At 56.4% G+C, this 15,599-nt stretch carries 15 protein-coding genes and 1 pseudogene; 10 read left to right on the top strand and 6 right to left on the bottom strand.

What is annotated here, in order from left to right; all coding sequences use genetic code 11:
• Positions 1–19 precede the first annotated feature (19 nt).
• The 5 genes from FN633_RS09695 to yebS all read right to left on the bottom strand — a co-directional run bounded on the left by FN633_RS09695 (position 20) and on the right by yebS (position 6,077).
• Entirely contained in the window at positions 20–211 is a 192-nt protein-coding gene (locus FN633_RS09695) for a YdfD/YebW family protein (RefSeq protein WP_042391328.1), read from the bottom strand.
• 103 nt (positions 212–314) lie between these two features.
• A complete protein-coding gene (locus FN633_RS09690; protein ID WP_042391325.1) occupies positions 315–554 on the bottom strand; it encodes a DUF1480 family protein in 240 nt (79 codons plus the stop codon).
• Between the two features lie 113 nt (positions 555–667).
• A complete protein-coding gene (rsmF, locus tag FN633_RS09685) occupies positions 668–2,107 on the bottom strand; it encodes a 16S rRNA (cytosine(1407)-C(5))-methyltransferase RsmF (RefSeq protein ID WP_154057563.1) in 1,440 nt (479 codons plus the stop codon).
• An 81-nt stretch (positions 2,108–2,188) separates the two neighbouring features.
• Positions 2,189–4,825, bottom strand: a complete 2,637-nt coding sequence (locus tag FN633_RS09680; protein WP_042391323.1) for a PqiB family protein — start codon at positions 4,823–4,825, stop codon at positions 2,189–2,191.
• Positions 4,794–6,077 carry a membrane integrity lipid transport subunit YebS gene (gene yebS, locus FN633_RS09675; protein ID WP_154057562.1) on the bottom strand — a complete coding sequence of 428 codons (1,284 nt, stop codon included), beginning with the start codon at positions 6,075–6,077 and terminating at the stop codon, positions 4,794–4,796. Before yebS ends, FN633_RS09680 begins: the two co-directional genes overlap by 32 nt.
• 131 nt (positions 6,078–6,208) lie before the next feature.
• Between yebS and FN633_RS09670 the strand changes: the two genes are divergently transcribed.
• The 4 genes from FN633_RS09670 (at position 6,209) to htpX (ending at position 10,639) form a co-directional block, all read left to right on the top strand.
• Entirely contained in the window at positions 6,209–6,706 is a 498-nt protein-coding gene (locus FN633_RS09670; protein ID WP_154057561.1) for a GAF domain-containing protein, read from the top strand.
• Between the two features lie 97 nt (positions 6,707–6,803).
• Positions 6,804–7,496 carry an RNA chaperone ProQ gene (proQ, locus tag FN633_RS09665; protein ID WP_042391318.1) on the top strand — a complete coding sequence of 231 codons (693 nt, stop codon included), beginning with the start codon at positions 6,804–6,806 and terminating at the stop codon, positions 7,494–7,496.
• 19 nt (positions 7,497–7,515) lie between these two features.
• The gene (prc, locus tag FN633_RS09660) at positions 7,516–9,564 is read left to right on the top strand and encodes a carboxy terminal-processing peptidase (RefSeq protein ID WP_144818651.1); all 2,049 of its coding nucleotides are present in this window, start codon (positions 7,516–7,518) and stop codon (positions 9,562–9,564) included.
• A gap of 193 nt (positions 9,565–9,757) precedes the next feature.
• Positions 9,758–10,639, top strand: a complete 882-nt coding sequence (gene htpX, locus FN633_RS09655; RefSeq protein ID WP_042391315.1) for a protease HtpX — start codon at positions 9,758–9,760, stop codon at positions 10,637–10,639.
• A gap of 42 nt (positions 10,640–10,681) precedes the next feature.
• On the opposite strand, the gene FN633_RS09650 is transcribed toward htpX, so the two are convergent.
• Positions 10,682–12,052 (bottom strand): MFS transporter, encoded by a 1,371-nt coding sequence (locus FN633_RS09650; protein ID WP_154057560.1) that lies wholly within the window; start codon positions 12,050–12,052, stop codon positions 10,682–10,684.
• A 177-nt stretch (positions 12,053–12,229) separates the two neighbouring features.
• Between FN633_RS09650 and kdgR the strand changes: the two genes are divergently transcribed.
• The 6 genes and pseudogenes from kdgR to cspE all read left to right on the top strand — a co-directional run bounded on the left by kdgR (position 12,230) and on the right by cspE (position 15,499).
• On the top strand, positions 12,230–13,021 hold the full coding sequence (kdgR, locus tag FN633_RS09645) for a DNA-binding transcriptional regulator KdgR (protein WP_154057559.1): 792 nt from the start codon (positions 12,230–12,232) through the stop codon (positions 13,019–13,021).
• A gap of 147 nt (positions 13,022–13,168) precedes the next feature.
• Positions 13,169–13,312, top strand: coding sequence for a PhoP/PhoQ regulatory lipoprotein MgrB (gene mgrB, locus FN633_RS09640; protein WP_042391312.1), 144 nt, complete (start codon positions 13,169–13,171; stop codon positions 13,310–13,312).
• Between the two features lie 74 nt (positions 13,313–13,386).
• Entirely contained in the window at positions 13,387–13,677 is a 291-nt protein-coding gene (locus FN633_RS09635) for a YebO family protein (protein ID WP_154057558.1), read from the top strand.
• Positions 13,678–13,701: 24 nt separating this feature from the next.
• Positions 13,702–14,718: an MBL fold metallo-hydrolase gene (locus tag FN633_RS09630; RefSeq protein ID WP_154058895.1), complete on the top strand. Its 1,017-nt coding sequence runs from the start codon at positions 13,702–13,704 to the stop codon at positions 14,716–14,718.
• 415 nt (positions 14,719–15,133) lie between these two features.
• A pseudogene (locus FN633_RS09625) lies at positions 15,134–15,277 on the top strand (DUF2627 domain-containing protein).
• A gap of 12 nt (positions 15,278–15,289) precedes the next feature.
• Entirely contained in the window at positions 15,290–15,499 is a 210-nt protein-coding gene (gene cspE / locus FN633_RS09620; RefSeq protein ID WP_001062678.1) for a transcription antiterminator/RNA stability regulator CspE, read from the top strand.
• The last annotated feature ends 100 nt before the right edge of the window (positions 15,500–15,599 follow it).

Raw genomic sequence — 15,599 nt, 5'->3', positions numbered from 1 at the left:
ATAACCCAGCGAGCACCCATTAAAAATCACTAAACTCCTGAGCGGGTCGCCAGAAGCCGTCGACAAAGTCCTCTACCGGATAGCAGCCGCCGTGACGGATGCGCTGCTCCTCCATAGAGACCAGACACTGCTGTTCAGTATTGTAGACATCGATAACGATGTCATCGCAGCCACCATCCAGGTAGCAAATAAAAAGAACCAGCGCGACCATTCCATCCTCACTTCCGTACCGCTTAGGTTAAGTGTAGGGGATGAAGGTAAAGAGAGGAAATTCCAGGCGTAAATAACCCGCCGGGCGGCGGGTTCAATGGATATCAGCCGAGGCGCAGGATCCAGGTATCGGTTTGTTCATCGTAGTGCTCACGGTACAGCACGGACTGTTCACCGTTGAGCAGCGCCGGAATGCTGGTCTCGGCATCCCAGGCATCAAGCTGCATACATAAATCGGGATCGGAGCTGCATGGAATGCGTAACGTCCGCTCTCCTGGCCCATCGCCTTGCAGCTCAGCATCATCTATCTCAAATTGGCCAATGCGCACGCTGGTTTTCGTCATAATGCTCTCCATTGATCTGCGAAATGTGGTACGACCAGTACAGTCACCCCATTTTTCAGCCTGGTACAACATTACCTATCCCGCCAGTCAAAAAGTGCGGTTTTTTTCTGGAGTTACGCTTTGCTGGCAAACAGACGACCGTCGCGAACCAGCTCTCGTGGGTAGCTGTTCTTAAGGCGCGAGCCGACTTTTTTTGCCAGGCCAAGGGGCTGCCCCTGGAACGTCACAATCACCTCGTCATGCGCGATTGTCGCCTGCGGGTAGATATCCCGGCCGCGATACCACTCTTCTGCTTCAGCAGGGTTGAGCTCAAAGGCCAGCGGATTATCGGTTCCGGCAAGGGCAATCACCGCCTCATGCTGCCAGCGGTAGCCTTTGTTGTGCGTCTCGGCGAGCTTGATGCCGATGCGCGAGAAGCGGACTTTTCCGGTCAACGCTTCGATCTGTGCTGGGAAGAGCCACAGCTCTTTATCACGCTGCCAGAGGCGTAACGTGTCGTTCCACTGTAGCCCGGAGGCCGCTGCGGCCTGGGTTATCTGGGCGCTCTCGCGGCCTTTGACCGACGAGAAGGGGAATTTACCCATCTTGTAGCCGGGGGCGGGCAGCGGCTCGACCGAGGCCGTTTTACGCAGCCGCGCCACAAAGAATCCTTCACAGTCGAAAATTTGCGGGAAGACGTGCAGAAAGCCGTCGGGGGTCAGCGCCTGTGCCGCGCCGGTAAACAGCTGCCCCAGCGGCAGAAACTCAACCGCATCGGGGTAGCGGGCCTTAAGCCAGTGGCAAATCGCTTCGTTCTCGTCCCGGTTTAAGGTGCAGGTCGAGTAGACCAGCGTTCCGCCGGGACGCAGGGCGTGAAACGCGCTGTCGATCAGCTCCCGCTGGGTAGCGGCGATCTCCAGATTGCTGGCAACGGACCAGTTTTTCAAGGCATCGGGATCTTTACGCACCACGCCTTCACCGGAGCAGGGTGCGTCCAGCAGGATAGCGTCAAAGGTTTCAGGCAGCGCCGCGCCAAATACCCGACCATCAAAGTGGGTCAGGGCCACGTTGCCGATCCCGCAGCGGCTGATGTTGGCATGCAATACCTTCACCCGGCTGGCGGAAAACTCGTTGGCGAGGATCGCCCCGGTGTTATCCATCCGCGCGGCGATTTGGGTTGTTTTCGATCCGGGAGCGGCGGCAACGTCCATCACCCGCTGAGGCTGGTTGCCGTCGGCGAAAAGGGCGCTAACCGGCAGCATCGAGCTGGCTTCCTGAATGTAAAACAGTCCGCTGAGGTGCTCGGCGGTGCTGCCAAGGGGCAGGGTCTCTTCATCTTCACGCTCGATCCAGAATCCCTCTTCGCACCACGGAACCGGCGTCAGCTGCCAGGCATAGGGGGCGACCAGGTCCAGAAACGCTGCCACGGAAATTTTAAGCGTGTTGACCCGAATGCTGCGGCGCAGCGGACGCTGGCAGGCGGCAATAAAGTCATCGAAGGAGAGATGCGTCGGCATAGCCAGACGCATCTGCGCAAGAAATTCTTCAGGAAGATAGACAGCGTTGTGAGCCACGAATTACACCACCAGCAATAAAACAGGGGGCGCAGTGTAGCATAAAACGCTCCGGCGCAGCAGACGCGCCGGAGCAGAGGGTTAGCGTGGCAGGGCAGTGCCCCAGGTGCGCCACTCTTTCGGCTCACTATCCTGCAGCAGGAAGTGTTTGCCGGTTTGCGCCTTCGGTGCCAGCGGGGTCCCCGGTGGGGTGGCGAACGCAATGCCGCCGCGGATGAACTGGTTGAAGGTGCCGGTTTTCACAACGCCGCCCACCAGACCGAAGTCCAGCGAGTAACCTGAAGCCAGCCAGAACACCGAGTTGTTACGTACCAGGTGCTCGAAGCGCTTGCTGATGCGCAGGCCCACCATGACCCGGTCCGAGAGCGTGCCCAGGGTCAGGCCGGTTACCGTACCCACCTCAATGCCGCGGAACAGCACCGGCGTACCGATGTTCAGCCCGCCCGCTTCAGGGGCTTCAACCACAATGCTCAAGCCGTCGACATAGCGTGAGTCTGCAATGGTCGCCTCCTGCAGTTCAAACTCCCGGCGGGCGCTGCCGCCCCGGCCCGGTTCAACGTTGATATAGGGCTGCAGAATAGTATCCAGATGCTCAACTCCGGCCGCCGAGATCTGCGGCGTAATCACCGAGAAGCGCGTACCGCTGCGGGCAAAGGTGTTTACATACTCTGGATAGAGCACGGCGGTGGCCTGCACTTCGTTACGCTCGGTAATCAGCTCCAGATCCTGCACCTGGCCAATATCAATGCCGAGGTATTTGATCGGCATGCCAGGGGCAAGCTTACCTGCATCAAAGGCGTGCAGCTTAATCTGCCCGCCCACGGCACGCGCCGCGGTCTCAGACGGGAAGAGGATCCGCTTGTCGCCTTTACGGGTGGAGGCGTTGGCACCGTTAAGGTTATCAAAGCTCACCGCCCCCTTGATGGCTCTGGCAAGGGGGGAGGCCTGCACCGTGAGCCCGCTGCCGTTGAGCTGCACTTTCGCGCCGCCTTCAGCCCAGAAGACGCTGTTAGGCGTCAGCAAGGATTGGTACTCTGGCTTAACGTGCAGCTGAATATCAAATGCGTTTGCGCGCGGACGGACGTTGATTACTTCGCCCACCTCGAACTTACGGTAGAGCACCACCGAACCGGCCTGCACGTCCGGCAGCTTCTCGGCGGTCAGCGTCAGGGTGGTGGTCGGCAAGTCGCTGAGGCTGTTTTCTATCGCTTTGTCGATGTTAGCGAACAGCGGATAGGTGGATTTTATCTCGCCTTTGGTTCCCGGCAGGATGCGGATCCCGCCGCTGATCCACTCGTTGGCGCTGGCGGCAAGGAACTCTATGCCGTCCAGGCCTACTTTGACATCAACCCGGCTGTTAACTACAAACTTGCTGTCGCCCTGCACCAGCTCACGATACTGGGGATCGATAGCCACGGCAAAGGAGACGCCTTTCGCGGAGAGGTTGCGCTCCAGCACCTGGCCTATCCGCACCCCGTGCAGCACGATAGGCTGACCCGCGTCAATGCCGTAGCTCTCCGGCGCGGTCAGAGTTAGCGTCACGACGCCCGGCTCCTGGAGCAGGGTTTTGTCCGCTGGCAGCACGACAAAGTTATCTCGCGGCTCGCCTTCGCCCGGAACCAGTTCAAGCGTGGTGCCGGTAAGCAGCGAGCTAACGCTGGCATTGTCGAGGGAGAGCTTGGGACTGCGCATCTCAATGCGCGTATTGGCCCGCAGCAGGTTAACCACGCTCGGATCAACGGTCATCTCTCCGCTCACCGCGCCGCCGGGGTTGAGATCGAGCTTGGTCAGCTCGCCGACCTCCAGTCCCTGATACATCAGCGGGGTAGAGCCCGCTTTCAGCCCCTCGCCGCCGGGCAGGGCGAGCTTGACGATCACCCCGCGCTGGCTGTGGGCCAGATCTTTATACAGGCCGAACTCATCATCGCTCTCCGCCGGTTTTGATGCTTCCGGCGAGTCAAAGGCAATGGCACCGTTAACCAGCGAAGCAAGGCTCTCCAGCTCTACTTTCGCCCCGCTCAGGCCAACGTCTGCCTTCACGCCGGAGACGTTCCAGAAACGGCTCCCTTTTTTCACCAGGCTGGTGAAGCGGCGCTCAATCAGCACGTCGATGGTGACGCCCTGCTTGTTGGCATTGATCGAGTAGTCGTAGACGCGCCCCACGGGAATTTTACGGAAATAGACCAGCGAACCACTGCTCAGCGAGCCGAGATCCGGGGCGTGCAGATGGATCATCAGCTCGCCGTTGCTGAGCCGATACTTCGGCTGGGTATCAAGGGCCGTAAAGTGATCCTGCGGCTCGCCCTTGCCGGGCATCATGCCGATATAGTTGCCGCCGACCAGCGCATCCAGCCCGGAGATCCCCGCCAGCGACGCTTTCGGCGTCACCAGCCAGAACTGGGTATCGTTACGCAGGGCATCCTTCATATCCGCTTTAATGCTGGCCTTCACCTCAATTTTATTGAGATTTTCGCTCAGGCGGATGTCCTGAACAGTACCCACCTCAACGCCCTGGTAGCGCACCGGCGTACGTCCGGCGACGATGCCGTCAGCCGAGACGAAATCAATGGTAATGGTGTTACCGCGATCCTCATAGCTGCTCCACAAGAGCCAGCCAGCAATCATTAATGCGATAACAGGTAGCAGCCAGAAAGGCGAAATTCGACGTTTTGTTTTAATGCGCGCTTCAGTCGGCGAAGCGGGGGTTTCCTGACTCATGTGCATCCCAAAGTAAGCGGCTGTCCAGCCATTCCACAGCAAGAATAGTCAAAATTACCGCTGCGCCGAAATAAAACGCAGCGGGACCCATAGTAAACGCGAGAAGCTGATCGCGGTTAATGAGTGACATTGTTATTGAAATCACAAACAGATCGAGCATCGACCAGCGGCCAATCCATGTCACGAAACGCAACAGCAGCAGGCGCGTGCGTAAACCCTGCTCGCATTTAAAATGGATACTCACCAGCAGTGTAAACAGGACGATGACTTTGGTAAACGGCACCAGGATACTGGCGATAAAAACAATGCCCGCGACGGCGACGTTGCTGCTCGCCAGCGACATGATCCCGGACATGATGGTATCCGCCTGCCGTGAGCCGTTGACATAGATAACCGAAATAGGCAGCAGGTTCGCTGGCAGCAGAAACACCATTGAGGCGATGAGGGCCGCCCAGCACTTTTGAATGCTGTGCCGTCTGCGGTAGCGCAGCGGAATATGGCAGCGTGGGCAGCGTCCGCGCGGATCCGGCAGGCCGGTGAAGTGGCACCCCAGACAGACGCGCAGATTTTCGTGCGGGCGCGTAGCGGGGCGCTGCGGATAGAAACGTTCCCACAGCTGCTCAATATTGAGATGAATAAAGGTCAGGATGCTTAAAATCACCAGCGCGATGAAGGCGATCAGTCCCACCCCAGGCTGCAGCCAGGCATAGTCCTGAACCTTTATAGAGGCAACGCCGATGCCGATCAGGTAGATATCCAGCATCACCCACTCCTTGAGCCTCTCCAGCATCAGCAGCACTGGACGCAGGTTCATCCCCAGCCGATTACCAAACCAGAGATAGGCGATGGAGGCCACCAGCACCAGCGGTGCACCAACGGTGCAGAACAGCACCATAGCGGCGGTGAGCGGATCGCCCTGGGAGGTCATCTGCCAGATCCCCATCAGCAGGTTGGCATCAATGCGCACGCCCAGCAGATAAAGGTGCAGCAGGGGCTCGCCCCACGCAAAGGGCATCAGCATCAACATGGTGATGGCCATCGCCCCCAGCCGGGTGAGTGACCAGTCCCGGCCATCGCGGACCTTCGCATCACAGCGTGGGCAATAAGCACTTTCGTGTGATTTCATTGCGGGCAGCGCAAAAAGCGTATCGCACTGCGGGCAGCGCTGATAATGTGCTCGTGGCAGAGGGTCGCCAATAGCACGAATCGCCATTTTCTTACCGGTGACTAACTTTTGTGTTTTCAGCGCCATGACGTATTTTGGACTATGTTCGAATTAATCTATCTTAACTCATGAATGGATTATCTTGAGCATGAAGGCATTTAATGTTTATTTTAATAGGCTAGGCTACCTTTTTTTGTATGACAACAAGTGATTGAATAATGAACAAAAGTGAATTTTACGCGGAGTTGAACCGCGATTTTCAGGCATTGATGGCAGGTGAAACCAGTTTTTTAGCCACGCTGGCGAATACCAGCGCGCTGCTGTTTGAACGCCTTGAGGGCGTTAACTGGGCAGGATTTTACCTGCTGGAAGGCGATACGCTGGTGTTAGGCCCGTTCCAGGGCAAGATTGCCTGCGTGCGCATTCCGGTAGGCCGCGGCGTTTGCGGTACGGCAGTGGCGCAAAACAGCGTCCAGCGCGTGGAAGATGTCCATGCGTTTGACGGGCATATTGCCTGCGATTCTGCCAGCAACGCGGAAATTGTTCTGCCGCTAGTGGTCCAGGATAAGATTATTGGCGTGCTGGACATCGACAGCACGGTATTTTCTCGCTTCACGGCCGAGGATGAGCAGGGGCTGCGCGAGCTGGTTTCGCACCTCGAACGCCTGCTGGAATCGACCGATTATCAAAAATTCTTTGCGAGCGACGCAGTATAATCAACGGATAACGTAGCATTTACTGATGGGGTCATTATAATGACGCCTGTTCATGCCTGCGGCTTGTTGGCAACGTCCGTTGTAATCAGGAAATTTCATGGAAAATCAACCTAAGTTGAATAGCAGTAAAGAAGTTATCGCCTTTCTGGCCGAACGTTTTCCTCACTGTTTCAGTGCAGAAGGTGAAGCGCGCCCCCTGAAAATTGGTATTTTTCAGGATCTGGTCGAGCGCGTTGAAGGAGAGATGAGCCTCAGCAAAACTCAGCTTCGTTCTGCGCTGCGTCTGTACACCTCAAGCTGGCGCTACCTGTACGGGATCAAAGCAGGTGCGACCCGCGTCGATCTCGACGGCAATCCGAGCGGTGTACTGGATGAACAGCATGTTGAGCATGCGCGTAAGCAGCTGGAAGAGGCGAAAGCCCGCGTCCAGGCCCAGCGTGCTGAACAGCAAGCCAAAAAGCGCGAAGCCGCTGCGGCTGCCGGTGAGCAGGAAGATGCGCCACGCCGCGAGCGTAAACCGCGTCCTGCACCGCGCCGTAAAGAGGGCAACGAGCAGCGTAAACCACGCGCCGACAAACCTGCCGCGAAACCTCAGCGCGCACCGCGTGAAGAGCCACAGCATACGCCAGTATCCGATATTACTGCGCTGAACGTGGGTCAGAACCTTAAGGTGAAAGCGGGCAACAACGCAATGGACGCCACTGTACTGGAGATCACCAAAGACGGTGTTCGTGTACAGCTGACCTCAGGCATGTCGATGATTGTACGCGCAGAACACCTGTTGTTCTGAAACGGAGGCCAGGCCCGGCATGAACACTTTGTTTAAGCGCACCGCGTTGGCTGGCCTGTTCCTGATTGCAGGACAGGCTTTTGCCGTGGAAGATATTACGCGTGCCGATCAGATTCCGGTATTAAAGGAAGAGACCCAGCATGCAACGGTCAGTGAGCGCGTTACATCGCGCTTCACCCGTTCCCACTACCGTCAATTCGATCTCGATGAGGCATTCTCGGGCAAGATTTTCGATCGCTATTTAAACTTGCTGGACTACAGCCATAACGTGCTGCTGGCAAGTGACGTTGAGAAGTTCATGCCGAAGCGGAGCGTGCTTGGCGAGGAGCTGCGCACCGGCAAACTCGACGTGTTTTATGCGCTCTATAACCTGGCACAAAAGCGCCGGTTTGAGCGCTACCAATATGCGCTGAAGGTGCTTGAGCGGCCGATGGATTTCACCGGCAACGACACCTTTAACGTTGACCGCAGTAAAGCGCCGTGGCCGAAAGACGACGCGGAGATGAACGCCCAGTGGGATGCCAAGGTGAAGTTCGATGAGCTGAGCCTGAAGCTGACCGGTAAGGACGAGAAAGAGATCCGCGAGACGCTGACCCGTCGCTATAAGTTCGCGATTCGTCGTCTGGCGCAAACCAACAGTGAAGATGTCTTCTCTCTGGCGATGACTGCGTTTGCCCACGAGATCGACCCGCACACTAACTATCTGTCGCCGCGTAACACCGAGCAGTTCAACACCGAGATGAGCCTCTCCCTGGAGGGTATCGGGGCGGTGCTGCAGATGGACGACGACTACACCGTGATTAACTCCATGGTCGCAGGCGGTCCGGCGGCGAAGAGCAAAGCCATCACCGTTGGCGACCGTATCGTTGGCGTCGGCCAGCCGGGCCAGAACATGGTGGACGTGATTGGCTGGCGTCTTGATGACGTCGTAGCCCTGATCAAAGGTCCGAAGGGGAGCAAGGTACGCCTTGAGATCCTACCCGCCGGCAAAGGGACCAAGACCCGCATTGTGACCCTGACTCGTGAGCGTATTCGCCTTGAAGATCGCGCCGTGAAGATGTCGGTGAAAACCGTCGGCAAAGAGAAGGTGGGCGTGCTGGATATTCCTGGCTTCTACGTTGGCCTGACCGATGACGTCAAGGTGCAGCTGCAGAAGCTGGAGAAACAGAACGTCAGCAGCGTGATCATCGATCTGCGCACCAACGGCGGCGGCGCGCTGACCGAAGCGGTCTCGCTCTCTGGCCTGTTTATTCCGTCCGGCCCGGTGGTGCAGGTGCGTGATAACAACGGCAAGGTGCGTGAAGACAGCGATACCGACGGCGTCGTCTACTATAAAGGCCCGCTGGTGGTGCTGGTTGACCGCTTTAGTGCCTCGGCGTCAGAGATCTTTGCTGCCGCGATGCAGGACTATGGCCGGGCGCTGATCGTCGGTGAGCCGACCTTCGGTAAAGGTACGGTGCAGCAGTATCGCTCCCTGAACCGCATCTACGATCAGATGCTGCGTCCGGAGTGGCCAGCGCTGGGTTCGGTGCAGTACACCATTCAGAAATTCTACCGCGTTAACGGCGGCAGCACGCAGCGTAAGGGCGTGACGCCGGATATCATCATGCCGACCGGCAATGAAGAGACCGAAACCGGTGAGAAGTTTGAAGATAACGCGCTGCCGTGGGATAGCATCAACGCTGCGACCTTCGTGAAGTCTGGCGATCTAACGCCGCTTGGGCCGCAGCTGCTCAAGGAGCATGACGATCGTATCGCCAAAGATCCGGAGTTCCAGTATATCCTGAAGGACATTGCTCGCTTCAATGCCCTGAAAGATAAGCGGAATCAGATATCGCTCAATCTTGCCCAGCGTGAGAAAGAGAACGCCGAAGACGATGCGATTCGCCTGGCTCGCCTGAACGACCGCTTCAAGCGCGAAGGCAAGCCGGTGCTGAAGAAGCTGGACGATCTGCCGAAGGATTATCAGGAGCCGGATCCCTATCTTGATGAGACGGTGCATATTGCCCTCGACCTGGCACATATCGAGAAAGATAGCCCGCCAGCGCAGCCCGCTAAGGCACAGTAAACCGCAACAGGCACAAGAAATTGTGCCTGTTTTTTTTAACATGCGTATCGCGGCGTAAGCCTGCCGCGTCTAAATGTAAAGTTGTGTCTTTCTGGTAACTTACGCGCGGGTTATGCTTGAAAATAGTCAATATACCCATACGATGTGGGTAGTCGCATAGTGCGTTTTGTTAAGTTGAGGTTAAAAGAAAATTATGATGCGGATCGCGCTCTTCCTGTTAACGAACCTGGCGGTGATGCTGGTCTTCGGGCTGGTGCTGAGCCTGACGGGTATTCAGTCGAGTAGCGTTCAGGGCTTGTTGATCATGGCGCTGCTGTTTGGTTTTGGCGGCTCGTTCGTTTCGCTGTTGATGTCGAAATGGATGGCCCTGAAGTCGGTCGGAGGGGAAGTCATTGAGCAGCCGCGCAACGATATGGAGCGCTGGCTGATGAACACCGTGGCGCAGCAGTCGCAGCAGGCAGGCATCGCGATGCCGCAGGTTGCCATCTATCACGCCCCGGATATAAACGCCTTTGCCACCGGCGCGCGCCGTGATGCGTCGCTGGTTGCGGTAAGCACCGGCCTGTTACAAAACATGAGCCGTGACGAAGCCGAAGCGGTTATTGCTCACGAAATCAGCCATATCGCGAACGGTGACATGGTGACCATGACCCTGATCCAGGGCGTGGTGAACACCTTCGTTATCTTTATCTCGCGTATCCTGGCGCAGATCGCCGCCGGTTTTATGGGTGGCAACCGCGACGAAGGCGAAGAGAGCAACGGCAACCCGCTGATCTACTTTGCCGTGTCGATGGTGCTGGAGCTGGTGTTTGGTATTCTGGCGAGCATTATCACCATGTGGTTCTCGCGTCACCGTGAATTCCATGCCGATGCCGGATCGGCGAAGCTGGTGGGTCGTGAGAAGATGATTGCCGCCCTGCAGCGTCTGAAAACCAGCTACGAGCCGCAGGAAGCCAGCACGATGATGGCTTTCTGCATCAACGGGAAATCCAAATCCTTGAGCGAGCTGTTTATGAGCCACCCGCCGCTGGATAAGCGTATTGAAGCCCTGCGTAGCGGTGAGTACCTGAAGTAACTTGTGGTTTAAATAAAAAGCGCGTCAAATGACGCGCTTTTTTTATGCCTGCGGTTTCTGCGTCATCCGCAGTCCACTGATGGCGGCGGCAACGGCGGCTAATACCGCCGCGAACAGCAGCGCAACATGCGTCGCGTGATCGGTGAAAAGATTAAACATCAACGCCACCATCGCGGCCCCGATGCTCTGTCCGAGCAGGCGCGCGGTGCCGAGCATGCCGCTGGCTCCGCCGCTGCGCTGGCGCGGGGCGGCGGTAATAATGGTGTGGTTATTGGGCGACTGGAACAGCCCGAAGCCCGCTCCGCAGAGCATCATCCGCCAGATGATATCCATATCCGACGGTGCCGCTGGGAGAAGCGCCAGCGCCAGCAGCCCCGCAGCCATTACCGCCAATCCCACCGCACCCAGCAGGCCCGCGTGAACCCGCTCAATCAGATACCCCGCCAGCGGGGCCATCACCATAGTTGCCAGCGGCCACGGCGTCAGCAGTAGCCCGGTCTCCACTTCACTGCGGCCCAGCACGCTTTGCATAAAGAAGGGCAGAGAGACCAGGGCCAGCATCTGGGCGCAGAATGAGCAGATCGAGGTGCAGATAGAGAGCGAAAAGAGCGGAATGCGCAGCAGATCCACCGGCAGCAGCGGCACGGGCAGCCCAAGCTGGCGGCGAATAAAGAAGTAACCGATCACCAGCATGGCCGCTACCTCCGCAGCGATAAGCGTTAGCGACTGTCCCTGGGCAAAGCCGCCCAGCGCCAGGATGAGCAGGCCAAAGGTGAGGGCGTTCATCACCGCGCTGGGCAGATCGAAGCGCGTGGTGCTGCGGCGCGGCGGGTTGGCAGGCAGATAGCGCATCGCCAGCAACAAGGAGACGATCCCCAGCGGCACGTTGATCAAAAACAGCCACTGCCACGAACCCACGGCGAGGATCGCGGCGGCAATGGTGGGGCCCGCCGCCGAGGAGACTGCCACAACAAAGGAGTTGATGCCCATCCCCCGGCCCAGGCTGCGCTGAGGGTAGATGAGGCGAATCAGCGCCGTGTTAACGCTCATCAGTGCCGCGCCGCCGAAGCCCTGCGCGATACGCGCCAGGGTGAGCATAGTGAGCGAGTCGGAGAGAGCGCAGAGAAACGAGGTGACGGTAAAGAACGCCAGCCCGCACTGATAAACGCGTCGATAGCCAAACATATCTCCCAGAAATGCAAAGGAGAGCAGGGAGATCACAATGGCAATCTGGTAGGCGTTCACCACCCAGATCGAACTTGCCGGGGAGACGTGCAGATCGCTGGCGATAGTTGGCAGCGCCACGTTAGTGATGACGCCATCCAGCACCGCCATGGCAATACCGATGATGATCGTCAGTATCGCCCCGTAGCGCTGCGGTATCGGCAGCCCTTCTGTAAAAGATTTATCCATGGGATTTATATGATTAAGCTGAAATTATTATCGTGAGAACGATTTTACCAGCCAGGCGCTGTTTTTATATCGCAGATTTGTAACGAAGTTAACAAACTGCCATTGCGGGCGACCCGCGACGAAATTATAATAAAAACCTATTCTAAATTTTATAAAACACTCGCGATGAGGTGATTAATGGCAATCGCAGATTTGGACAAGCAGCCAGATTCTGTCTCTTCAGTACTGAAGGTCTTTGGCATTCTGCAGGCGCTCGGGGAAGAGCGGGAAATTGGCATTACTGAACTGTCTCAGCGTGTGATGATGTCAAAAAGCACCGTGTATCGCTTTTTGCAGACGATGAAATCCCTTGGCTACGTGGCCCAGGAGGGGGAGTCTGAGAAGTACTCCCTGACGCTTAAGCTCTTTGAACTCGGCGCACGTGCGCTGCAAAACGTTGATTTAATTCGCAGCGCCGATATCCAGATGCGTGAGCTGTCGCGTCTGAGCAAAGAGACGGTGCACCTTGGCGCGCTGGATGAAGACAGCATTGTCTACATCCATAAAATCGACTCCATGTACAATCTGCGCATGTACTCCCGTATTGGTCGCCGCAACCCGCTCTACAGCACCGCCATCGGTAAAGTGCTGCTGGCCTGGCGCGATCGCGAGGAAGTTAAACAGATCCTCGAAGGCGTTGAATATAAGCGCAGCACCGATCGCACCATCACTACTACCGACGATCTGCTGCCGGTGCTCGATACCGTTCGCGAGCAGGGTTACGGCGAAGACAACGAAGAGCAGGAAGAGGGGCTGCGCTGCATTGGCGTGCCGGTCTTTGACCGCTTTGGCGTGGTCATCGCTGGCCTGAGCATCTCCTTCCCAACGCTGCGCTTCTCTGAAGAGCGTCTGCATGAGTATGTTGAGATGCTGCATACCGCAGCACGTAAGATCTCCGAGCAGATGGGCTACAACGACTATCCGTTCTGATACCAGACGCCGCGCCAGACGCGGCGTTTTCATCTCTGCTACCTCCTTGACAGTAGTTTCCTGAAGGGTCAAATAGCGCTACAGTTAGCTCCGGTTTAAGATGCCGGGAGTAACCTGTTTGCATAAAACGTTGATTCGGAGAGAAGAGTGAGAAAGTTTCGGTGGCTGCTTGTGATTGCCATCCTGGTAATTTGCCTGATGCTCTGGACCCAGATGCTCAATGTGATGTGCGATCAGGACGTACAGTTTTTCAGCGGTATTTGCGTTATCAATAAATTTATCCCCTGGTAGCGGCATTTTTGCTTCGAATCATTCCCTTCCTTAATGCCAGTGGTAAGATAGCGCGTCAACATTGAGGTGGTGTAATGAACGAAGTACTGAATTCGGGCGCGTTCAATCTTGCGTCCCTGGTAATTTCTTTGGTGGTGCTGGTCGTTGGGCTGGTGCTGTGGTTTTTTGTGAACCGGGCCAGCTCTCGTGCTAACGAGCAAATTGAACTGCTTGAGGCGCTGCTGGATCAGCAAAAACGACAGAACGTGCTGCTGCGTCGCCTCTGCGATGCCAACGCGCCGGAAAAAGCCGAGCCGGAAGTAAAAGCGGCGGCAACGGTGCAAACCGACGGCGACGATTTTATCCGCCTGGTGGCTGAACGCTAAATGCGTTGGAAGGGGTGGTGAGTGATGGCATGGAAAAATCCCTGGTATAATCCAGCCCTGACTCACCATACGCCCACCGGGTTTCGTAATCTGACCCCCGGAGGGCATCAGCCCGGTGACGTTGAGCGCTGGCAAAAAGAGCGCCGCGCCGCCGGGCTGCCGCATCCTCCCGAGGGTGGCTATGACACTTTTCTTCAGCAGTGGTGGCAGCGCGCCGAAATAGGCGGCAGCGAGGATGGGGTGTGGTGGCTGGGCCATGCCAGCATGCTGCTCCGTCTGGACGGCTGTTATCTGCTGGCGGATCCGCTCTTCTTTAATCGTGCCTCCCCGGTACGCTTTACCGGGCCGCAGCGCAAAAGTCCCGCGCCGCTGAACGTTAGCGATCTGCCCGCGCTGGATGCCATCCTCATTTCGCATAACCACTACGATCATCTCGATACCCGCACCATCCGCGCCCTATTAAAACGCTTTCCAGACGTCACGCTGTTTGTTCCGCTTGGGCTGGGCCGCTGGTGCCGCCGCCACGGCGTGCGCCACGTTGTTGAACTTGACTGGTGGCAGAGCTTTACCTTTCAGGGAATGACCCTAAGCGCCGTACCTGCCCAGCACTGGAGCATGCGTACGCCATGGGACAGGGATCGTTCACTCTGGTGCGGTTGGGTGGTAGAGTCGCGAGCGCATCGCTTCTGGTTTGCCGGAGACACTGGCTACACGCCAGACCTGCTGGCCATTCCCGAGCGGCTGGGCCGACCCGATTCCGCTGCGCTACCGGTCGGTGCCTATGCCCCACGCTGGTTCATGTCCGTACATCATATGGATCCGCAGCATGCGGTGTCGCTCTGGCAGCAGATCGGTGAGCCGCTGGCGTTTCCTATCCACTGGGGTGTCTTTGAGCTGGCGGATGAAGCGGTAGACGAGCCAGCCCGGGAGCTGGCAGCGGTATTAAGCGAGACGGTAACGCAAACGGATAACTTCAGGATCCTGAAAATAGGTGGGTATTTATCTCTCGATGCCCGGACTATTAAACAGGCAGCGGAGTAGCCTGAAGGGGTTATATAAACGCTATTATTTTTAGCGAAACGTTTTTATTGCTTTGAATTGATGCAGTGTCATTAAACTTTCATTATTTTGGTGCAGGGGATGCACTAATTGAGCAACAATTATTCGGTGGTCAACTTATTCATTTCTGATTACCGGGCAAAGACGTTTACACTCACCCATTCTCATGATTTTTCAGTAAGCTATTGCACAAAAATTGCTAACGACATGCTCTATTTAGCCATCGTAAAGTCCAGGCTGGACGAAACGACATCACTGCGCTAGGTTAGCTGCACACCTGTTGTTCTGCTTGCCGCTGAAATTGTGCGACAGATCCAGACATCATTAAAAATGGCTTGCCATAATTAACGTTGTATGTGATAACACGGTGTAGGTTAAACGAGGTACAGTTCTGTTTATGTGTGGCATTATCAGTAAAGAAGTTCTGAGTAAACACGTTGTCGTTGAATACTGCTTCTCTGCCGAACCTTATTTAGTGCCTCATGCAGTAATGTCTCTGTTTCATCTCGGTCAATGCCTGCGGGCTAAGAAAACACTCTAAGGAATTTTGCAAATGGCAAAGATTAAAGGTCAAGTTAAGTGGTTCAACGAGTCTAAAGGCTTTGGTTTCATTACTCCTGCTGACGGCAGCAAAGACGTGTTCGTACACTTCTCTGCAATCCAGGGTAACGGCTTCAAGACTCTGGCTGAAGGCCAGAACGTTGAGTTCGAAATTCAGGACGGCCAGAAAGGCCCAGCAGCGGTTAACGTTACTGCTATCTGATTTTCCTCCACTGCTTGAGCGCGATTAGCGCATCAATGTCAGCGTAAAAGCCTCGCCACGTGCGGGGCTTTTTAATGCTTGTTTTTCAAAATGTTACTGT

It is taken from the genome of Pseudescherichia vulneris, assembly GCF_902164725.1.
In the GTDB taxonomy this organism is placed as follows: Bacteria; Pseudomonadota; Gammaproteobacteria; order Enterobacterales; family Enterobacteriaceae; genus Pseudescherichia; species Pseudescherichia vulneris.
The sequence above is the reverse complement of the archived record's forward strand: the minus strand, read 5'-3'. Positions and strand labels throughout refer to the sequence as shown.